At 71.3% G+C, this 21204-nt stretch carries 15 protein-coding genes; 7 read left to right on the forward strand and 8 right to left on the reverse strand.

Annotation, left to right across the window (positions count from 1 at the left end):
• Positions 1–520 precede the first annotated feature (520 nt).
• The 3 genes from ACIQGV_RS31940 to ACIQGV_RS31950 form a co-directional block, all read right to left on the reverse strand.
• Positions 521–2275 (reverse strand): NAD+ synthase, encoded by a 1755-nt coding sequence (locus tag ACIQGV_RS31940; protein ID WP_402500682.1) that lies wholly within the window; start codon positions 2273–2275, stop codon positions 521–523.
• Positions 2276–2397: 122 nt separating this feature from the next.
• Complete coding sequence (locus tag ACIQGV_RS31945) at positions 2398–3024, reverse strand: DUF305 domain-containing protein (RefSeq protein ID WP_402500685.1); 627 nt, start codon at positions 3022–3024, stop codon at positions 2398–2400.
• Positions 3021–3689, reverse strand: a complete 669-nt coding sequence (locus tag ACIQGV_RS31950) for a DUF3105 domain-containing protein (protein WP_402500687.1) — start codon at positions 3687–3689, stop codon at positions 3021–3023. Before ACIQGV_RS31950 ends, ACIQGV_RS31945 begins: the two co-directional genes overlap by 4 nt.
• Before the next feature lie 328 nt (positions 3690–4017).
• Between ACIQGV_RS31950 and glnA the strand changes: the two genes are divergently transcribed.
• Complete coding sequence (glnA, locus tag ACIQGV_RS31955) at positions 4018–5379, forward strand: type I glutamate--ammonia ligase (RefSeq protein WP_402500689.1); 1362 nt, start codon at positions 4018–4020, stop codon at positions 5377–5379.
• Between the two features lie 84 nt (positions 5380–5463).
• Here glnA and ACIQGV_RS31960 read toward each other — a convergent pair whose 3' ends face one another.
• From ACIQGV_RS31960 to ACIQGV_RS31970, 3 genes are all read right to left on the reverse strand, one after another.
• Positions 5464–5604, reverse strand: a complete 141-nt coding sequence (locus tag ACIQGV_RS31960; protein ID WP_402500691.1) for a hypothetical protein — start codon at positions 5602–5604, stop codon at positions 5464–5466.
• A 111-nt stretch (positions 5605–5715) separates the two neighbouring features.
• Positions 5716–7887: an acyltransferase family protein gene (locus ACIQGV_RS31965; RefSeq protein WP_402500694.1), complete on the reverse strand. Its 2172-nt coding sequence runs from the start codon at positions 7885–7887 to the stop codon at positions 5716–5718.
• A gap of 812 nt (positions 7888–8699) precedes the next feature.
• On the reverse strand, positions 8700–9140 hold the full coding sequence (locus tag ACIQGV_RS31970) for a VOC family protein (protein WP_402500697.1): 441 nt from the start codon (positions 9138–9140) through the stop codon (positions 8700–8702).
• Positions 9141–9548: 408 nt separating this feature from the next.
• On the opposite strand from ACIQGV_RS31970, the gene ACIQGV_RS31975 reads away from it, so the two are divergent.
• A complete protein-coding gene (locus tag ACIQGV_RS31975) occupies positions 9549–12554 on the forward strand; it encodes a bifunctional [glutamine synthetase] adenylyltransferase/[glutamine synthetase]-adenylyl-L-tyrosine phosphorylase (protein WP_402500700.1) in 3006 nt (1001 codons plus the stop codon).
• 140 nt (positions 12555–12694) lie between these two features.
• On the opposite strand, the gene ACIQGV_RS31980 is transcribed toward ACIQGV_RS31975, so the two are convergent.
• Positions 12695–13519 carry a phosphatase PAP2 family protein gene (locus ACIQGV_RS31980; RefSeq protein WP_402500702.1) on the reverse strand — a complete coding sequence of 275 codons (825 nt, stop codon included), beginning with the start codon at positions 13517–13519 and terminating at the stop codon, positions 12695–12697.
• A 107-nt stretch (positions 13520–13626) separates the two neighbouring features.
• Positions 13627–14661 carry a LacI family DNA-binding transcriptional regulator gene (locus ACIQGV_RS31985; protein WP_402500703.1) on the reverse strand — a complete coding sequence of 345 codons (1035 nt, stop codon included), beginning with the start codon at positions 14659–14661 and terminating at the stop codon, positions 13627–13629.
• 375 nt (positions 14662–15036) lie between these two features.
• Here ACIQGV_RS31985 and ACIQGV_RS31990 point away from each other — a divergent pair, with 375 nt between their 5' ends.
• The 5 genes from ACIQGV_RS31990 to ACIQGV_RS32010 all read left to right on the forward strand — a co-directional run bounded on the left by ACIQGV_RS31990 (position 15037) and on the right by ACIQGV_RS32010 (position 21124).
• Positions 15037–16308 carry an extracellular solute-binding protein gene (locus tag ACIQGV_RS31990; protein WP_402500705.1) on the forward strand — a complete coding sequence of 424 codons (1272 nt, stop codon included), beginning with the start codon at positions 15037–15039 and terminating at the stop codon, positions 16306–16308.
• A 100-nt stretch (positions 16309–16408) separates the two neighbouring features.
• Positions 16409–17413 carry a carbohydrate ABC transporter permease gene (locus tag ACIQGV_RS31995; RefSeq protein WP_402500708.1) on the forward strand — a complete coding sequence of 335 codons (1005 nt, stop codon included), beginning with the start codon at positions 16409–16411 and terminating at the stop codon, positions 17411–17413.
• A 13-nt stretch (positions 17414–17426) separates the two neighbouring features.
• The gene (locus tag ACIQGV_RS32000; RefSeq protein ID WP_402500710.1) at positions 17427–18338 is read left to right on the forward strand and encodes a sugar ABC transporter permease; all 912 of its coding nucleotides are present in this window, start codon (positions 17427–17429) and stop codon (positions 18336–18338) included.
• 142 nt (positions 18339–18480) lie between these two features.
• Complete coding sequence (locus ACIQGV_RS32005) at positions 18481–20160, forward strand: glycoside hydrolase family 13 protein (RefSeq protein WP_402500713.1); 1680 nt, start codon at positions 18481–18483, stop codon at positions 20158–20160.
• A gap of 130 nt (positions 20161–20290) precedes the next feature.
• Complete coding sequence (locus tag ACIQGV_RS32010; protein ID WP_402500715.1) at positions 20291–21124, forward strand: tetratricopeptide repeat protein; 834 nt, start codon at positions 20291–20293, stop codon at positions 21122–21124.
• Positions 21125–21204: the final 80 nt, after the last annotated feature.

A 21204-nucleotide genomic window follows, 5' to 3' on the forward strand; every position in this document is an offset into this window, starting at 1 on the left:
CGGCTCGCGGGACCAGCGGACGGTCCGCCGCGACGGCGGAGGGTTTGCCGTGACGGCGGGTGGTCTTCCGCGACGGTGGACGGTTTGCCGTGACGGCGGACGGTTCGCGGGAACGGTGGGTGGTCGTCCGCGGGATGCCGGGCGGCTCGCCGCGACGCTGGACGGCTCGCCGTGACGGCGGGCGGCCGGCGGGAACGGTGGATGGTCGGCCGTGACGGCGGACGGTTCGCGGGAACGGTGGGTGGTCGTCCGCGGGATGCCGGGCGGCTCGCCGTGACGGCGGGCGGCTCGCCGTGACGCTGGACGGTTCGTCGTGACAGCGGACGGCCGGCGGGAACGGTGGACGGTCGGCCGTGACGGTGGACGGTCCGCGGGATGCCGGGCGGCTCGCCGTGGCGCTGGATGGTTTGCCGTGACGGCGGGCAGTCCGTCGTGGCGGCGGGCGGTCCGCCGGAACCATGGACGCCGGGTGCCCGAAGGCACCCGGCGTCCATGGCCGAACGGTCACGCGCTCAGGCGGTCACACCGTCTCGCGCCAGCCGTTCGTGATCGGCAGACGGCGGTCCTTGCCGAAGCCCTTCGGGGAGATCTTCGTGCCCGGCGGGTACTGGCGCCGCTTGTACTCCGCCGTGTCCACCATCCGCAGCGTCTTCGTGACCAGCTCGCGGTCGAAGCCCGCGGCGACGATCAGGTCGGCGCCCTCGTCGCGGTCGACATAACGGGCGAGGATCCCGTCCAGCACCGGGTAGTCGGGCAGCGAGTCCGTGTCGACCTGGCCGGGCCGCAGCTCCGCGCTCGGCGGCTTGGTGAGGGAGTTCTCGGGGATCGGCGGGGTCTGACCGCGCTCGGAGGCCGACCGGTTGCGCCACTCGGCGAGCCGGAAGACCGACGTCTTGTACACGTCCTTGATGGGGCCGTAGGCGCCGACCGAGTCGCCGTAGAGGGTCGAGTAGCCCACCGCCAGCTCCGACTTGTTGCCGGGGGCGAGGACGATGTGGCCCTCCTGGTTGGAGACCGCCATCAGCAGCGTGCCGCGCAGCCGGGACTGGAGGTTCTCCTCCGCGAGGCCGGTGAGCCCGAGCGAGCCCATGTACGCGTCGAACATCGGCTCGATCGGCACCGTACGGAAGTTCAGGCCGGTGCGCCGGGCCAGCTCGGCCGCGTCGTCCTTGGAGTGCTCGGAGGAGTACTTCGACGGCATGGAGATGCCGTACACGTTCTCCGCGCCCACCGCGTCACAGGCGATCGCCGCGACCAGCGCGGAGTCGATGCCGCCGGACAGACCGACGAGGACCGAGCGGAAGCCGTTCTTCCGTACGTACGCCCCGAGGCCCGCGACCAGCGCCGAGTAGACCTCCTCGTCGTCGTTGAGGCGGTCGGCGTACGTGCCGGTGTGCTCCGGCTCGTAGGCCGGGACCGGCTTCTCGGACAGCACCACCCGCTCGATGCGCAGACCGTCGTCCACCACACCGGTCGGCGCGTCCGCGGCCGCGGCGGGCAGATCGAGGTCCAGGACCACACAGCCCTCGGAGAACTGCGGCGCCCGCGCGATCACCTCGCCGTCCGCGCCCACCACGATCGAGTCGCCGTCGAAGACCAGCTCGTCCTGGCCGCCCGTCATCGCCAGATAGGCGGTCGTGCAGCCGGCCTCCTGGGCGCGCTTGCGCACCAGCTCCAGCCGGGTGTCGTCCTTGTCCCGCTCGTACGGCGAGGCGTTGATCGACAGCAGCAGCCCCGCGCCCGCGGAACGCGCCGCCGGCACCCGGCCGCCGTCCTGCCACAGGTCCTCGCAGATCGCGAGCGCGACGTCCACGCCGTGCACCCGCAGCACCGGCATGGTGTCACCGGGCACGAAGTAGCGGAACTCGTCGAAGACGCCGTAGTTGGGCAGGTGGTGCTTGGCGTAGTTCAGCACCACCTCGCCGCGGTGCAGCACCGCGCCGGCGTTCTGCGGGGCGCCCGCCGGCTGGCCGTACCGCGGCTGGGCCCGCTCGCTGCGGTCCAGGTAGCCGACGACCACGGGCAGTTCCCCGAAGCCCTCCTCGGCGAGCCGCACCGCGAGATCGCGCAGGGCCGCGCGGGAGGCCGACACGAAGGACGAGCGCAGGGCCAGGTCCTCCACGGGATACCCGGTCAGCACCATCTCGGGGAACGCCACCAGGTGCGCTCCCTGCTCGGCGGAGCGCCGGGTCCAGGCGAGGACCGTCTCGGTGTTGCCGGCGAGGTCGCCGACTCGGGAGTCGATCTGGTTCAGGGCGAGGCGAAGTTGAGGCACGCCCCCAGTGTAATCGTCAGAGCGACGCAATGGGGGGCGGGCGGGGTGTGGCCCCGCCCACGGCACCGCGCGCGGCCCGCACGGGACCTCGGAGGACTCCCGCGGCCGACTCCCGCGGCGGGTCAGCTCCGAGGCGTCGCGCCACGCTCGCGCAGCATGCCCTCGATCAGGTCGATCTCCGACTGCTGGCCCTCGACCATCCCCTGCGCCAGGTCCTTCTCCACACCGACCGCGCACCGGTCCACACACCCCTCGGCCATGTGGATGCCGCCCTTGTGGTGGTCGATCATCAGCTGGAGGTAGTACACCTCGGCCTTGCGCCCGCCGAGCTTCCCGAGCCGCGCCATCTCGGCGTCCGTCGCCATGCCCGGCATCAGCGAGCCCTCGCCCTCGGAGGGCATGTCCCCCATGCCCATCCAGGTCATCGGCGGGTCCGCCGACACCTTCGGCAGACGCCACAGGTCCAGCCAGCCCAGCAGCATCCCGCGCTGGTTCGCCTGCGTCTGCGCGATGTCGTAGGCGAGGCGCCGCACCTCCTCGTCGTCGGTACGGTCCCGCACGATGTACGACATCTCCACGGCCTGCTGGTGGTGCACCGCCATGTCCCGGGCGAACCCGGCGTCGGCGGAGCCGGCGGACGGCGTGGCGCTCGAACCGCCGTCCTCCGCGACGGCGTAGGTGAGCGCCCCGACCGCCACCAGGACCGCCGCGGCGGCCCCGGCGATCCAGCCGGCCTGCGCCTGCCTCACTGCGGCAGCCCGCCCTGGCAGGCCGCGCCCTTCTCGGGCGTCTGCTCGCCCTGGACGTACTTCTCGAAGAACTTGTCCACGTTCGGGTCGTCCGCGCCGGTCACCGTGCGCTGGTGGCCCCACGCGCTCAGCATGATCGGGTCAGTCTGCTTCTCGTCCGGGCTCATCAGGGTGTACGGCGTCTTCTTCACCTTCGCCGCGAGCGCGTCGACGTCGGTCTTGGCCGCCTTGGAGGTGTACGTGACCCAGACCGCGCCGTGCTCCAGCGAGTGCACCGCGTGCTCGTTCTTGAGCTGCTCGGTGTAGACGTCGCCGTTGCAGTTCATCCACACCTGGTTGTGGTCACCGCCGACCGGGGGCTCCGAGGCGTACTTCACCGACTTGGAGACGTGGTTGCGCGACAGCGTGCCCTTCCACGTCTTCACCCCGTCCTCGCCCGTGACGAACTTCCCGGAGGTCGTCTTGCCGTCGCTCGCGGTGTCGGCGGAGTCGTCGGACTGGTTCTGCACGAGGACGACACAGCCGACGACGAGGCCGACCACGACGACCACGCTGGCGGTGATCGTGAGGATCCGGCTGCGGCGCTCGCGCGAACGCTCGGCGCGCCGCATCTCCTCTATGCGTGCCTTGCGCTCGGCGCTGTTCTTGTTCTTCGCGGAACCCATGGGGGGACCCCTTCTGGGGATGTGGAGGACGGTCGGGTGCGCTGATCGTAATGGGATACGACCGTGCGTTCGTAGGGAGGGCGGAGGATTGCCCGGTCCGCCGGCCCGCACGACGAGCCCTCTGCCCATTACGGATGTCGGCCCCAGCAGGCAAGATGGGCACCAGAGCGTTCACCTGCCGTCCGGCGGGCGTTCGGCCCGGAGTCGGCCGGACGATCATGGCCCGCAACGCGCACGAAACGGTGGTGTGGTGGGATGCTCAGGTGCCCGACCGCCTGTCGTGGCGCGGGAGCAGGCGGCCTGACCAGCAAGGATGGGGAAGCGGAAGATGGACAAGCAGCAGGAGTTCGTGCTCCGGACGTTGGAGGAGCGCGACATCCGGTTCGTACGCCTGTGGTTCACGGACGTGCTGGGCTTCCTCAAGTCCGTCGCCGTGGCCCCGGCCGAGCTGGAGCAGGCGTTCGACGAGGGCATCGGCTTCGACGGCTCCGCGATCGAGGGCTTCGCCCGGGTCTACGAGTCCGACATGATCGCCAAGCCGGACCCGTCGACCTTCCAGGTACTGCCCTGGCGCGCGGAGGCCCCCGGCACGGCCCGGATGTTCTGCGACATCCTCATGCCGGACGGCTCCCCGTCCTTCGCGGACCCGCGCTACGTCCTCAAGCGCGCCCTGGCCCGCACCTCCGACCTGGGCTTCACCTTCTACACCCACCCGGAGATCGAGTTCTTCCTGCTGAAGGACCGCCCGCTGGACGGCTCCCGGCCGACGCCCGCCGACAACTCCGGCTACTTCGACCACACCCCGCAGAACATCGGCATGGACTTCCGCCGCCAGGCGATCACCATGCTGGAGTCCATGGGCATCTCGGTGGAGTTCTCCCACCACGAGGGCGCCCCCGGCCAGCAGGAGATCGACCTGCGCTACGCCGACGCGCTCTCCACGGCCGACAACATCATGACGTTCCGCCTGGTCATGAAGCAGGTCGCGCTGGAGCAGGGGGTCCAGGCGACCTTCATGCCGAAGCCGTTCTCCGAGCACCCGGGCAGCGGCATGCACACCCACCTGTCCCTCTTCGAGGGCGACCGCAACGCGTTCTACGAGTCGGGCTCCGAGTACCAGCTCTCCAAGGTCGGCCGTTCCTTCATCGCGGGCCTGCTGAAGCACGCGGCGGAGATCTCGGCCGTCACCAACCAGTGGGTGAACTCCTACAAGCGCATCTGGGGCGGCTCCGAGCGCACCGCTGGCGCCGGCGGCGAGGCCCCCTCGTACATCTGCTGGGGCCACAACAACCGCTCGGCCCTGGTCCGCGTTCCCATGTACAAGCCGGGCAAGACCGGCTCGGCGCGGGTCGAGGTCCGCTCCCTCGACTCGGGTGCGAACCCGTACCTGGCGTACGCCCTGCTGCTGGCCGCCGGCCTCAAGGGCATCGAGGAGGGCTACGAGCTCCCGCCGGGTGCCGAGGACGACGTCTGGGCCCTCTCCGACGCCGAGCGCCGCGCGATGGGCATCGAGCCCCTCCCGCAGAACCTCGGCGAGGCCCTCACCCTCATGGAACGCAGCGACCTCGTCGCCGAGACCCTCGGCGAGCACGTCTTCGACTTCTTCCTGCGCAACAAGCGCCAGGAGTGGGAGGAGTACCGCTCCGAGGTGACCGCGTTCGAGCTGCGGAAGAACCTGCCGGTGCTGTAGGCGCGGGGCAGGTCGCGAACGTCCTTCGGGGGCCGCCGGTCGTGGACCGGCGGCCCCCGAGGCGTTTCCCGGGGTGCCGGGGGCTCACCACACGAAGGCGTGCGAGCCCCGGAAGGAGATCAGGAACCAGATCACCAGCGGCATGAGGACCAGGAGGACGAAGGCGGCGAGGGCCCTCGCCCAGCCCGCCGATCGGCCACGGCCCGTGGACGGCATGGATGGCATGGACGGCTCCTGACGAAGACGGAACGAGCGGGAACGGAACCGGGAGCGGAACCGGGAACGGCGAAGGGGCCGGTGGTCGTCCGTCGACCACCGGCCCCTTCGCGGTGCGTGTCAGGCGCCCGGGTGCTTGGCGAGGTCCTCGCCGAACAGGCGCAGGAGCTCGTCCTCGACGACCGGGGTGAGGGCCTCCACGTAGCCGTCCGCGAGGTGGCCGTAGTCGCGGTAGACCATCGTGTTGCCCACGACGACCGGGCAGTTGCCGGAAGGCGCGCACACCCAGTCGTACGGGTTGACGACCGTCACGCCCTCGGCGTCCGCGGCCGCCCTGATCGCCTTGGTGACGTCCGGCTTCGGGTCGGCCTCCGAGCGGTCACGGGCACAGGCGCTCAGGTCGCCCGGGTGGGCGGTCGCGCAGTCCACCGCGTTGTTCTTCGGCCACGGGGTGTCCAGGATGGTCATCACCTGGGTGCGGCCCTTCTGGAGCATCCGGTACGTCTCGGCCTGGCCCTTGCCCCAGGCCGTCGCCGTGTCACCGTCGCCCCACAGCTTCGCCGAGTTGGAGCTGGAGGTGATGACGAGCTCGGGCTCCATCTTGAGGATCTTCTCGATGGTGACCTCCCGCCAGTCGTCACACGTCGAGTAGGGGCCCTTGTTGTACTCGATGGTGATCTGGGAGACCTTGCACGCGTTCTTCGTGAACGAGTAGAGGCGCCAGTGGTGCTTCTCGGCGATCGCGTCGAGCGCCGGGAACCACTGGGCGACGTGCGAGTCGCCGAACAGGACGACGCTGCGGTCCGCCTTGGTGTCACCGTACAGACAGGGCTGCGTCTGCACCGTGCCGGTCATCGTCAGGGCGCAGTCGTCGGTGTACACCGCGGATCGCTTGTAGGCGGTGTCGCGCATGCTGGGCGAGAGGTTGGACGGCAGCTTGTCCACCTTCTGCCCCAGCAGCTCGGTCAGCGCCGCGCGCGGGTCCGACGCCTGGGCGAGCGCCTCCTTGGTGTTCTGCCGGGCCGCGCCCTCGGCCAGCTGCGGCGGGAACTGCGCGGCGACCACCGCGGCGCACGCCGCGACGGCCGACAGGCCCAGACCCAGGACCAGGCCCCGTCCGGCCCGTGCCTTGAAGGCGCGGTGGAAACGCATCGGGTTCTCGACCAGGTGCAGCGTCAGCCAGGCCAGCGGGATGCCGCACAGCGCGGCGATCAGACGCAACGGCCCGTCGTGCTGGCCGAAGCCGGCGGCGGCGGGCACGAGCATGATCAGCGGCCAGTGCCACAGGTACCAGGCGTAGGAGATGCCGCCGACCCAGACGGCCGGGCGCAGCGACAGCAGTGCACCCGCGCCCCAGCGGCCGCCCGCGGAACCGCAGGCCAGCACCGCGGCGGCACCGAACACCGGGATGACCGCGTTGTGGCCGGGGAAGACGGTGCTCTCGTCGAAGACGACGGCACCGTAGGCGATCGCCCCCAGGCCGGCCCAGCTGACGACCGCGGCGACGGGCTGCGGGATGTCGTCGAGACGGTCCGCCACCAGGGCCAGCAGCGCGCCGACCGCGAGCTCCCAGATCCGGCCCTGCGAGCCGAAGTAGGCCCAGGACGGCGAGGTCTCGGTGAGCTGGAGGTTGACCGCGAAGGAGCCCGCGGCCAGGGCCAGCAGCGGAATCGCGAGCAGCGCCCGGCGCCGGAACAGCTTCAGGGCGATGATCAGGACGATCGGCCAGATCAGATAGAACTGCTCCTCCACCGCCAGCGACCAGAAGTGCTGGAACGGCGAGGGCGGCACGTCCGTGTTGAAGTAGTCGGTGCCGGCGTCGGCGAGCCGGAAGTTGACCACGTACCAGGCGGAGGCGATGGCGTCCTTGGCGTAGTCCGCGAAGCGCAGCGGGCCGAGGAAGAGCCAGGAGCCCGCCAGCGTCACCATCACGACGAGCGTCGAGGCGGGCAGCAGCCGCAGCGCGCGGCGGGCGTAGAAGCGGCCCAGCGCGATCCTGCCCTCACGCCGGTGCTCGCGGAGCATCAGCGACGTGATCAGGAAGCCGGAGATCACGAAGAAGACGTCCACACCGATGTAGCCGCCGGCCACCTGGGTCACCCCGGCGTGCGAGAACGCCACCAGTGAGACGGCCACCGTGCGCAGGCCCTGGATGTCCAGCCTCAGGCCCGCGTTGCCGGCCGCCGCGGTGGGCCTGCCGCCTTCCCCGGGAGCGCCGTCGCGCGGTTTCGGTATCGATGCGGCTTCCTCGGACGTGGGCCGCGGAGGGTGCGCGAGGCGGCGGACGGGCACCGTGAGGATCTCCTTGCTCGTGGGACGTCGCCGAGACGCCTCCACGCGCCATCGGCAAAGGCTCCGGGGACGGTTCACCGCCACAGGAGGCGGCGCCGTGATCGCCCGGAGCCGGACGATCGAACTTACCCTCGGCCGGGTCCGTGAGCGATGACGTTGTTATCACATCGTCACAACAAACGGCGGAGGCGGGCTTGAATCTACATGAACGGATGCCGGCCGGACGGCGCCGGGTCCGTCCGCGCGGCGCCCGGCACGCCGCGGCCGGGGCCTGACGCCGTCCACGACCCGTACGACCTGCACGGCACGCATGCCCCGGATGCCCGGCATGATGCGTATGCCCGGCATGACGAGTACGCCCGCCACCCGGAAGGCCGACACGCGGAAGGCCGACGCGCGCGGCCGGTCCGGCACGCCGCGCGACGAGCAGTCTCTGCCGGCCGAGCAGCCTTTGCCGGCCGTGCGTCTGCCGGCAGCGCCTCCACCGGCAGTGCCTTCGCCGGCCGTGCGTCCGGAAGCGGTGTTCATGCCGGTGGGACGTCGCCCCGCGCCGGGCCGCGTCCACGGGCACCGGCCGCCCGCGGCCGCCTCGCCGTCCACCGGTACGAGGTGCCGGCCCGCGATCGAGACGTCCTTCCCGGCGTCACCCGGCTCGCGCCGCGCTGGCACCGGGGCCTGCCGGGACCGTACGGCGGTGACCGGCCGGGGCGTCGCCGGAAACCGGAGCCGGAGCCGGAAACCGGAGCCGGAGCCGGAAACCGGAGCCGCAGCCGGGACCGTCCCTTCCCGCCGGGTTCTGCCCCGGAGCGGGCTCAGCCGCCCTGTTCCGCGAGATCCGCCAGCACCTTGTGCAGAGGCTCCGTCAGCCGGCGGCGGTACTCCTGGACGGCCCAGCCGTTGCCGTCGGGGTCGGTGAAGTACATGAACGTGGCGCCGTCCTGCTCGGAGAACCGCTGCGGCTCGGAGATGTCGAGACCCCGGCCGGTCAGCTCGTCGTAGGCGGCCTTGGCGTCCGTCACGCACAGCTGGAGGCCGTGGTAGGTGCCGGGCTGCGGGGTGCCCGTGGGTACCTGGAGGCCGTCGACCAGCGCGATCGAACAGCCCGAGCCGGGCGGCGTGAGCTGCACGATCCGCACCCCGGGCATCACCTCGCCGTCGAGGTCGACATGGAACCCGACCCTGTCCCGGTAGAACTCCTTGGCCCGGTCCACGTCCGAGACCGGAAGCAGGACGACTTCGAGGCTCATCTGCACGGCGTGACTCCCTTGTCGACGTCAGGCGAACCACCGGCGGGTCCCGCCGGACGGCTCCCCTTACCGAACCCGAAAACGGTCCGTGGCGCCACCACGCGGACGGCGGCGTGTCCCGCGCCGTGCGGGAACCGGCCGTCCCGTGTCCCGCACGGTCCCGCACGCGTGCCCGGGCGTCCGCGAGAAGGGTGCGGCCGCCCGTCCGGCCGTACGGGCGGGATCCGGAACGGTTCCGCGCGGGCCGGCGGCCGCACGCCCCGCGCCCCGGCCCGCGCCCGGCCCGTCCGGTACCGGACAGACCCGTCTCACAGGCAGAACTCGTCGGCGCCCCCGGCGCACACTGCGGTTAGGCTCGACTGCGGACGACGACCTTGATCGGCCTGACCGGCCCGATCGGACGGGAGGCGGGGCATGACGGCGCCGGGGCGCAGAAGCAGTACCTTCACACGGCTGCTGCGGCACGGCTTCACCGATCCGTCCGGCGCGGAACGCCTCCTGGACGGCCCCGAGCTGGCGCCCCTGCGCAGCGACCCGGTGCTGCTGGAGGCGCTCGGCGGCACCGCCGACCCCGACCTCGCCCTGCGGGGCCTCGCCCGGCTGCTGGAGGCGCAGCCCGCGCCCACCGCCCGCCGGGAACTGCTGGACACCCTGATCTCGGCCAAGCCGCTGCGCGACCGTCTGCTCGGCGTGCTCGGCGCCTCCGCCGCCCTCGGCGAGCATCTCGCCCGGCACCCCGGCGACTGGCAGGTGCTCGTCACGTACGAGCCGCGCGACCTGCACCCGGGCGTCGAGGAGTTCGAACGGGGACTGGCCGAGGCCGACGACCCCGTCGCGCTGCGCGTCGCCTACCGGCGCTGTCTGCTGGCCATCGCCGCCCGTGACGTGTGCGGCACCATCGACGTCGCCCAGACCGCCGCCGAGCTCGCCGACCTCGCCACGGCCACCCTGCGTGCCGCTCTCGCCCTCGCCCGTGCCGACGCGCCCGACGACGCCGCGCTGTGCCGGCTCGCGGTGATCGCGATGGGCAAGTGCGGCGGCCACGAGCTGAACTACGTCTCCGACGTCGACGTCATCTTCGTCGCCGAGGCCACCGAGGGTGCCGACGAGGCCAAGGCCCTGCGGTCGGCCACCAAGTTGGCCTCGCACATGATGCGGATCTGCTCCGAGACGACCATCGAGGGCTCCATCTGGCCCGTCGACGCCAATCTGCGCCCCGAGGGCCGCAACGGCCCCCTCGTGCGCACCCTCAGCAGCCACGTCGCCTACTACCAGCGCTGGGCCAAGACCTGGGAGTTCCAGGCGCTGCTCAAGGCCCGCCCGGTGGCCGGGGACCTCGACCTGGGCGAGGAGTACGTCGCCGCGGTCGCGCCCCTGGTCTGGCAGGCCGCCGAGCGGGAGAACTTCGTCACCGACGTGCAGCGGATGCGCCGCCGGGTCGTGGAGAACATCCCCGCCGCCGAGGTCGACCGCGAGCTCAAGCTCGGCCCCGGCGGTCTCAGGGACGTCGAGTTCGCCGTGCAGCTGCTCCAGCTGGTGCACGGCCGCACGGACCCGGGCCTCAGGAGCGGCACCACCCTCGACGCCCTCCAGGCCCTCGCCGCCGGCGGCTATGTGGGCCGCACGGACGCCGTCCAGCTCGACGACGCCTACCGCTTCCTGCGCTCCCTGGAGCACCGCATCCAGCTCTACCGGCTGCGCCGCACCCACCTGGTGCCCGAGGCCGAGGCCGACCAGCGGCGTCTGGGCCGCTCGCTGGGGCTGCGCACCGACCCGGTCGCCGAGCTGAACCGCGAGTGGCGCCGCCACACCGGCGTCGTACGCCGGCTGCACGAGAAGCTCTTCTACCGCCCGCTGCTGGACGCCGTCGCCCAGCTCGCCCCCGGCGAGGCCAGGCTCAGGCCCGAGGCGGCCCGCGAGCGGCTCATCGCCCTCGGCTACGCCGACCCGGCCGCGGCCCTGCGCCATCTGGAGGCCCTGGCCTCCGGCGTCACCCGCAAGGCCGCCATCCAGCGCACCCTGCTGCCGGTGCTGCTCGGCTGGTTCGCCGACTCCGCCGACCCCGACGCGGGCCTGCTGAACTTCCGCAAGGTCTCCGACGCGCTCGGCAAGACGCCCTGGTACCTGCGGCTGCTGCGCGACGAGGGCGCCGCCGCGCAGAACCTCGCCCGGGTGCTGTCGGCCGGCCGGCTCGCCCCCGACCTGCTGATGCGCGCCCCCGAGGCCGTCGCCCTGCTCGGCGACGGCGACGGCGGCGGCCTGGGCCCGCGCCCCGGCGCCCATCTGGAGCAGGAGATCCTCGCCGCGGTCGGCCGCGCCGAGAACGGTGAACAGGCCGTCGCGGCCGCCCGCGGGGTGCGCCGCCGCGAGCTGTTCCGCACCTGTGCCGCGGACATCGTCGGCTCCTACGGCACCGAGGCCCAGCCCGCCGTGGCCGACCAGGGCGCCCTGGTGGACCGGGTGGGCGGGGCGGTCTCGGACCTCACGGCCGCGACCCTCGCCGGCACGCTCCGGGCGGTGGTCCGCGCGAACTGGGGCGACATGCTGCCCACCCGGTTCGCCGTCATCGGCATGGGCCGCTTCGGCGGCCACGAACTGGGCTACGGATCCGACGCGGACGTCGTCTTCGTGCACGAGCCCCGCGACGGGGTCGGCGAGCAGGAGGCGTCCGAGGCGGCCCACAAGGTCGTCTCCGAGATGCGCAGGCTGCTCCAGATCCCCAGCGCCGACCCGCCCCTGCTGATCGACGCCGACCTCAGGCCCGAGGGCAAGTCCGGGCCGCTGGTGCGCACGCTGAAGTCGTACGAGGCGTACTACCGCCGGTGGTCCCTGGTGTGGGAGTCGCAGGCACTGCTGCGGGCCGAGCCGGTCGCCGGTGACGAGGACCTCGCACGGCGTTTCATCGCGCTCGTCGACCCCCTGCGGTACCCCTCCGGAGGGCTGGCCGAGGACGCGGTGCGGGAGATCCGCCGGCTGAAGGCGCGCATGGAGTCCGAGCGGCTGCCCCGCGGGGTGGACCCCAAGCTGCACACCAAGCTGGGGCCGGGCGGGCTGTCCGACGTGGAGTGGACCGTGCAGCTGCTCCAGCTCCAGCACGGGGCCGCCGTGGCGGGACTGCGCACCACCCGCACGCGTGAGGCGCTGGCCGCCGCCTGCGCCGCCGGACTGCTGTCCGAGGAGGACACGGCGACGCTCGACGAGGCGTGGGTGCTGGCCACCCGGGTCCGCAACGCCGTCATGCTGGTCCGGGGGAGGGCCGGCGACACGTTCCCGTCCGACCCGCGGGAGCTGGCCGCGGTGGGGCGGTACCTCGGGTACGGCCCCGGGCACGTGGGGGACATGCTGGACGGATACCGGCGGACCACCCGGCTCGCGCGCGCGGTGGTGGACGAGTTCTTCTACGGGGCGGCAGAGAAATAGGCCGCCGGCCCCGCAGACAGGCCGCCGGTCCCGCAGACAGGCCGCCGGTCCCGCAGACAGGCCGCCGGTCCCGCAGACAGGCCGCCGGCCCGAGAACGGACCGACGGCCTGGACAGCAGGTGTCCGCGACGGGCGGCGGGTCAGCCGCCCACGGTCCTCGGCAGCGAGTACGGCAGCGCCCCGTACCAGAGACGGGCCACCGTGTAGCCGAAGGCGAGGCACAGGATGCCGCCGACGGCGTCCAGCCAGAAGTGGTTGGCCGTGGCGACGATGACCACCAGGGTCAGGGCCGGGTACAGCAGCCCCAGCACCTTCACCCAGGGCACCGAGGCCAGCGCGAAGATCGTCAGCCCGCACCACAGCGACCACCCGATGTGCATCGAGGGCATCGCCGCGTACTGGTTCGACATGTTCTTCAGGTCGCCCGAGGCCATCGAGCCCCAGGTCTGGTGGACCAGCACGGTGTCGATGAAGCCCATGCCGTTCATCAGCCGGGGCGGGGCGAGCGGATACAGGTAGTAACCGACCAGGGCCACACCGGTGGTGCAGAACAGCACGGTCCGGGTCGCCGCGTAACGGCCGGGATGACTACGGTAGAGCCACACCAGAACACCGAGAGTGACGATGAAGTGCAGTGTGGCGTAGTAGTAGTTCATGCCGACGATGAGCCAGGTCACCGAGTTCACCGCATGGTTCACGGACTGCTCGACGGCGATGCCGAGCTGGTGCTCGGCCTTCCAGATCCAGTCGGCGTTGCGCAGCGCGTCGGCCTTCTGCTCCGGGACGGCGTTGCGGATCAGTGAGTACGTCCAGTAACTCACCGCGATCAGCAGGATCTCGAACCAGAAGCGCGGACGCCGGGGGGTGCGCAGCCGGCGCAGGAAGACCTGCTCCGTCGTGTCCGTGACAGTCTGCGGAGCGGCCTCTTCGCGGCCTTCCAGTGTCGTCACGGTCGTCTCACCCATGGGCACAGAGTCTGCCAGACATTCTTTACCCCACCGATCATCCCCCGGTCGGCCCCGGAACGCACCTCCTGCGCCCCGGGGAGAGCCCGCACCGGGCCCCTCACGCCCTAGGGACGATTGCGGTCACCCGGGGCGGAAGCGGTCGAACCGCGCACCACCAGCTCCGGCATGAAGACGAACTCGCTGTGGGGCGCGGGGGTCCCGCCGATCTCCTCCAGCAGCGTGCGCACCGCGGCCTGGCCCATGGCGGGCACCGGCTTGCGGATGGTCGTCAGCGGCGGGTCGGTGAAGGCGATCAGCGGGGAGTCGTCGAAGCCGACCACCGAGATGTCCCGGGGCACCTCCAGACCGCGCTGGCGGGCCGCCCTTATCGCACCGAGGGCCATCATGTCGCTGGCGCACACCACGGCCGTGCAGTCCCGCCCGATCAGCGCCGTGGCGGCAGCCTGACCGCCCTCCAGCGTGTACAGCGAGTGCTGCACGAGGTCGGACTCGACCTCCTCCGGGTTCAGGCCCAGCTGGTCCGTCATGGCGCGGACGAAGCCGTCTATCTTGCGCTGGACCGGCACGAACCGCTTCGGCCCGAGCGCCAGCCCTATCCGGGTGTGCCCGAGCGAGGCCAGGTGCGTGACCGCGAGCGTCATCGCCGCGCGGTCGTCGGGGGAGATGAAAGGTGCCTGCACCTTGGCGGAGAAGCCGTCGACGAGGACGAAGGGCACGCCCTGCGCCCGCAGCTGCTCGTAGCGCTGCGTGTCGGCGGTGGTGTCCGCGTGCAGTCCGGAGACGTAGATGATGCCGGCCACACCGCGGTCGACCAGCATCTCGGTCAGCTCGTCCTCGGTCGAGCCGCCCGGGGTCTGGGTGGCGAGCACCGGGGTGTAGCCCTGGCGGGTCAGCGCCTGCCCGATGACCTGGGCCAGAGCCGGGAATATCGGATTCTCCAGCTCGGGCGTGATCAGCCCGACCAGGCCCGCGCTGCGCTGGCGCAGCCGCACGGGGCGTTCGTAGCCGAGGACGTCGAGGGCGGCCAGCACGGCCTGGCGGGTGGTGGCGGCGACGCCAGGCTTCCCGTTGAGGACGCGGCTGACGGTCGCTTCGCTCACCCCCGCCTGCGCAGCGATGTCCGCAAGCCGTGTGGTCACGCCAGTGGACTGTACCGGCCGAATGTCGCCTTGCACACCAACCGGACGCCGGGTGCGGACGGTTGACCGGCGCGCTGTGGGTTGCTGCGGCATGGCGTCCCCTCTGAAAATCGCGGCAAGAGCTTGCAGAGTCTTGCACAAGTGTTCCTCTGCGCGCTGATCACCGGCAATACAGGGCCCCGCCACAACCGGTGGAAGGTCACGCAGGAGTAACGGATGAGATCCCTTGCACTTTTTTTCTGCAAGGTCTTTCCAGCCGCTTACATGGCTGTTACGTTCCAGTCGCCCGGCCGCCGCAACGGCGCAGTCGGCGAGCAGGAGCGGCGATCGGGACCGTCCCCTGCATCACACGGGCTTTCACCCCAAGGAGAACTCATGCGGCGTGGCATAGCGGCCAGCGCGCTGGTGGCGTCCCTCGCCCTCGCGGCGACGGCCTGCGGCGGCAGTGACAGCGGAGACTCGGCCGACGGCGGTCCGGTCACCATCACGTGGTGGGACACCTCCAACGCGACCAACGAGGCGCCGACGTACAAGGCTCTGGTCAAGGAGTTCGAGGCGGCCAACAAGGACGTCAAGGTCAAGTACGTCAACGTCCCCTTCGACCAGGCGCAGAACAAGTTCGACACGGCGGCCGGCTCCAAGGGCGCCCCGGACATCCTGCGCTCCGAGGTCGGCTGGACCCCCGCCTTCGCGAAGAAGGGCTTCTTCCTGCCGCTGGACGGCACCGAGGCCCTCGCCGACCAGGCGAAGTTCAAGACGAACCTGATCGAGCAGGCCAAGTACGAGGGCAAGACCTACGGCGTTCCGTTCACCACGGACACCCTCGCCCTGGTCTACAACAAGGAGCTGTTCGAGAAGGCCGGCGTCGAGGCGCCGCAGACCTGGGACGAGCTGAAGAAGGCCGCCGCCACGATCAAGGCGAAGACCGGCGTCGACGGTTACTGGGGCTCCACCCAGGCCTACTACGCCCAGTCCTTCCTGCACGGCGAGGGCACCAACACGGTCGACGTCGACGCCAAGAAGATCACGATCAAGTCCCCCGAGGCGAAGAAGGCCTACGGCACCTGGCTGGATCTGTTCGACGGCAAGGGTCTGCACAAGGCCGACACCACCGCCGACGCGTACGCCCACATCCAGGACGCGTTCGTCAACGGCAAGGTCGCCGCGATCGTCCAGGGCCCGTGGGAGATCACCAACTTCTACAAGGGTGCCGCGTTCAAGGACAAGAACAACCTCGGCATCGCCACCGTCCCGGCCGGTTCCTCCGGCAAGGCGGGCGCCCCGACCGGCGGTCACAACCTCTCCGTGTACGCCGGCTCCGACGAGGCCCACCAGAAGGCCGCGCTGAAGTTCGTGAACTTCATGACCTCCGCGCACGCCCAGGAGACCATCGCGCTGAAGAACTCCACGCTGCCCACGCGTGACGACGCCTACACCGCGAAGGTCAAGGCCGACCCGGGCATCGCCGGCTACCAGACGGTGCTCGGCGCCGCCCAGCCGCGCCCCGCGCTGCCCGAGTACAGCTCCCTGTGGGGTCCGCTGGACACCGAGCTGCTCGCCGTCGCCGGCGGCAAGAAGTCCCTGGACGAGGGTCTGACCAGCGCTGAGACCGCCATGGCCAAGCTGGTGCCGGACTTCACCAAGTGATCGCCTGTGGCCGCCGGAACGCCCTGATCATGGGGGAGCGTTCCGGCGGCCACCGGCCTGTGCGCCGTACTCCCCCTGAACTTCCAGAAGGTGCCGAACCATGACAGTCGCCATCGACCGAGCGACAGGCAAGAGCCGCGGTGACGGCGGGCGCAAGCCCGGCCTCGGACAGCGCCTGAAGCACGCCTACCAGAAGCACTGGTACGCCTACGCCATGATCACCCCGGTGGCGGTCGTGCTCGGCGTCCTCGTGCTCTATCCCCTGGCGTACGGCTTCTACCTGACGCTCACCGACGCCACCAGCCTCAACACGGCGCGCACCATCGGCGTCAACGAGATCGAGGCGACCTACAAGTTCATCGGCATCGACAACTACGCCGACATCCTGTGGGGCCCGACCGCCTACGAGCGGTTCTGGTCGCACTTCGTCTGGACGATCGTGTGGACGGCCGCCTGTGTCGCCCTGCACTACACGATCGGCCTCGGCCTCGCGCTGCTGCTCAACCAGAAGCTGCGCGGCCGCACCTTCTACCGGCTGATCCTGATCCTGCCGTGGGCCGTGCCGACCTTCGTCACCGTCTTCGGCTGGCGGTTCATGCTCGCCGACGGCGGCGTCATCAACTCGGCTCTGGAGTTCCTGCATCTGCCGACGCCGGCGTGGCTGGAGGACACCTTCTGGCAGCGGTTCGCCGCGATCATGGTCAACACCTGGTGCGGTGTGCCGTTCATGATGGTCTCCCTGCTCGGCGGCCTGCAGTCCATCGACGCCTCGCTGTACGAGGCGTCCGAGATGGACGGCGCGAGCAAGTGGCAGCAGTTCCGCTACGTCACCCTGCCGGGCCTGCGCTCGGTCAGCTCCACCGTCGTCCTGCTCGGCGTGATCTGGACCTTCAACCAGTTCGCCGTGATCTTCCTGCTGTTCGGCGACACCGCCCCGGACGCCCAGATCCTCGTCACCTGGGCCTACTACCTGGGCTTCGGGCAGCAGCCGCGCGACTTCGCGCAGTCCGCGGCCTACGGCATCCTGCTGCTGGCCATCCTGATCGTCTTCACCTCCTTCTACCGCCGCTGGCTGAACCGCAATGACCAGCAGCTCGCGATCTGAGGCAGGAGCCCCCATGAGTACGACCACCGCCCCGACCTCCGCCCCAGAGGCCCAGGCCGGCTCCACGACCGCTTCCCGCGGCAACGCGCCCCGCCGCGGCCGGCGCGGCCTCCTCGGCACGCTCGCCTCCCACGGCATCCTCATCGCGGGCAGCCTGATCGCGCTGTTCCCGATTCTCTGGCTGGTCTTCCTGTCCCTCGGCCCGGACAAGGACGACTATCTGCACCCCGGTCGCATCTGGGGGAAGATGACGCTCGAGAACTACTCGTACGTCCTGACGGAGACCAACTTCTTCGACTGGCTGACGAGCACGCTCATCGTCTCCCTCGGCACCACGGTCATCGGCGTGATCATCGCCGCGACCACCGGCTACGCCGTCTCGCGCATGCGCTTCCCCGGCTACAAGAAGTTCATGTGGGTGCTCCTGGTCACCCAGATGTTCCCCATCGCCGTGCTGATCGTGCCGATGTACCAGATCCTGTCGGAGCTCCAGCTCATCGACACCTACTTCGGTCTGATCCTGGTCTACTGCTCGACCGCGGTGCCGTACTGCGCCTGGCTGCTCAAGGGCTACTTCGACACCATCCCGTTCGAGATCGACGAGGCCGGCCGGGTCGACGGGCTCACCCCGTTCGGCACCTTCTTCCGGCTGATCCTGCCGCTGGCCAAGCCGGGCCTCGCGGTCGCCGCCTTCTACAGCTTCATCACCGCCTTCGGTGAGGTCGCCTTCGCCTCGACGTTCATGCTGAGCGACACGAAGTACACCTTCGCCGTCGGTCTGCAGAGCTTCGTCAGCGAGCACGACGCGCAGCGCAACCTCATGGCCGCCACGGCGGTGCTGGTCGCGATACCCGTGTCCGCGTTCTTCTACCTCGTGCAGAAGAACCTGGTGACCGGCCTCACCGCGGGCGGCACCAAGGGCTGACCGCCCCCCCCACCGGGCTCCCGCGCGTTCGTTCGCGCGGGTAGGCGGCCGCGGTGTCCATCCGACCCCGCTGACACCGCGGCCGCCTCGTCGCCCGACCCGAAGCCCCATGACACCGACTCAGTCACACATCAAGGACGCCATGAGCCAGCACTCCGCCGACCCGGCACCGAACTCCGCCGTAGCCACCGTCGCCAAGCGCCGCGACTGGTGGCGGGACGCGGTGATCTACCAGGTCTACCCGCGCAGCTTCGCCGACAGCAACGGCGACGGCATGGGCGACCTGGAAGGCGTACGCTCCCGACTCCCGTACCTGCGCGATCTCGGCGTGGACGCCGTGTGGCTCAGCCCCTTCTACGCCTCCCCGCAGGCCGACGCCGGCTACGACGTCGCCGACTACCGCGCCGTCGACCCGATGTTCGGCAACCTGCTGGACGCCGACGCGCTGATCCGTGACGCCCGCACCCTGGGCCTGCGCATCATCGTCGACCTGGTGCCCAACCACTCCTCCGACCACCACGAGTGGTTCCGGCGTGCCCTGGCGGAGGGCCCCGGCTCGCCGAGCCGGGACCGCTACCACTTCCGCCCCGGCAAGGGCGAGAACGGCGAACTGCCGCCCAACGACTGGGAGTCCATCTTCGGCGGCCCCGCCTGGACGCGGGTCACCGAGCCCGACGGCACCCCCGGCGAGTGGTACCTGCACCTGTTCGCGCCGGAGCAGCCCGACTTCAACTGGGAGCACCCGGCCGTCGGTGACGAGTTCCGCTCGATCCTGCGCTTCTGGCTCGACATGGGCGTCGACGGCTTCCGGATCGACGTCGCCCACGGCATGGTCAAGGCGGAGGGTCTGCCCGACATCGGCGCCCACGACCAGCTCCACCTGCTGGGCAACGATGTCATGCCGTTCTTCGACCAGGACGGTGTCCACGACATCTACCGCCAGTGGCGGCTGATCCTCGACGAGTACTCCGGCGAGCGCATCTTCGTCGCCGAGGCGTGGACGCCGACCGTCGAGCGCACCGCCAACTACGTCCGCCCCGACGAGCTGCACCAGGCGTTCAACTTCCAGTACCTGGGCACCGAATGGGACGCCGAGGAGCTGCGGGCCGTCGTCGACCGCACCCTGGAGGCCATGCGTCCGGTGGGCGCGCCCGCCACCTGGGTGCTGTCCAACCACGACGTCACCCGCCACGCCACCCGCTTCGCCAACCCGCCCGGCCTCGGCACCCAGATCCGCATCGCCGGCGACCGTGAGCTGGGCCTGCGCCGTGCCCGCGCCGCCACGCTGCTGATGCTGGCGCTGCCCGGCTCGGCGTACATCTACCAGGGCGAGGAGCTGGGCCTGCCGGACGTCGTCGACCTGCCCGACGACGTCCGGCAGGACCCGGCGTACCACCGCGGCGAGGGCCAGGACGGGTTCCGCGACGGCTGCCGGGTGCCGATCCCGTGGACCCGCACCGGCACGTCGTACGGCTTCGGTGACGGCGGCAGCTGGCTGCCGCAGCCCGCGAGCTGGGGCGAGCTGAGCGTCGAGGCGCAGACCGGTGCGGCCGGCTCCACGCTGGAGCTGTACCGCGCGGCCCTGGCCGCCCGCCGTGAGCGGCCCGACCTGGGCGCGGGCGACTCGGTGGAGTGGCTGCGCGCGCCCGAGGGCGTACTGGCCTTCCGCCGCGGCGAGTTCGTGTGCGTGGCGAACACCACCGGCGAGTCGGTCAGCACCCCCGCGTACGGCGAGGTGCTGCTCTCCAGCGGCGAGGTGAGCGAGACCGGCGGCGAGGTCAAGGTGCCCGCCGACACCACGGTGTGGTTCACGACGGCCTGACAGTCGCGGCAACCCACGGTCCCAGGGCCCGCCACCGGTTCTTCCGGTGGCGGGCCCCGGTCGTGCGTCCGGGACGGCCTCCCGCACCCGCCCGGGCATCGTTTGGGCATGTTCACGTAACCTCCCGGGTGTGAAGCTCCCTACGCCGGACTCGTTCCGCTCACGGCGCCTCGGCGCCTCCCTGCAGCACGCGCTCCGGCTCGCGGCGGAAGGCAGGTTCGAGGAGGCCGAGACCGAGGCCAGGGCGGTCGAGGCCGGGGCCCGGCGACTGCGGCCGAGCGGGCGCCGCCTTGCGATGACGTGGTACGCGAGGACGACGGCCACGGCGGTGGCCTGTGCCCACGGGCGCGGCACCGAGGTGCTGGCCGAGATGGAGGCCCTGGTCACGGAGATGGACGGTGCGGCCGGATCGCTGCGGACCCTCCCGCTGCTGGTCCGGAACAACCGCGCGGCGGTCCTCGGCTGGCAGGGCCGGTACGCCGAGGCGGAGGCGGAGGGGGACGCCCTGCTGCGCGACCTGTCCCGTCTGAAGCACCTGGCGAAGGTGTGGAGGCTGGAGCTGAGCGTGCTCGACGGCCTGGCGGAGGCCCTGTGCGGGCTGGGCCGCCCCGAGGAGGCCGAGGCGATCGCCCGCGGGAATCTGCCCCGCGCCGAGGATGTCGAGGGCGCGGGGGCCGCGCTGCACTGCACCCTCGTGCGCAGCCTGAACGGCCAGGGCCGGTACGCCGAAGCCCTCGCCGAGGCACGTCGGACGACCCCGCAGTGGGAGCGGGGCCATGCCGGGAAACTGGACCTGGTGACGGCCGCCGCCCTGCTCGGCCTGGACCGCCGCGAGGAGGCGGAGGCCGCGGCCCGGCAGGCGCTGGCCGGCTGTGAGACGCACCTCCACCCCTCCCATCCGCGCCGGGCGGAGGCCCGCGCCCTGCTGGCCCGCCTCACCGCCGGGCCCGGCACGGCTTTGTAACTTCTTGCAGCAACTTCCTTCACCCTGCTGCCTTTTTGGCCGACGGGCCTCTAACATCTGGCCACCGCAAGGTTTCTGAA

Source organism: Streptomyces sp. NPDC093094, from assembly GCF_044754345.1.
Lineage (GTDB): Bacteria > Actinomycetota > Actinomycetes > Streptomycetales > Streptomycetaceae > Streptomyces.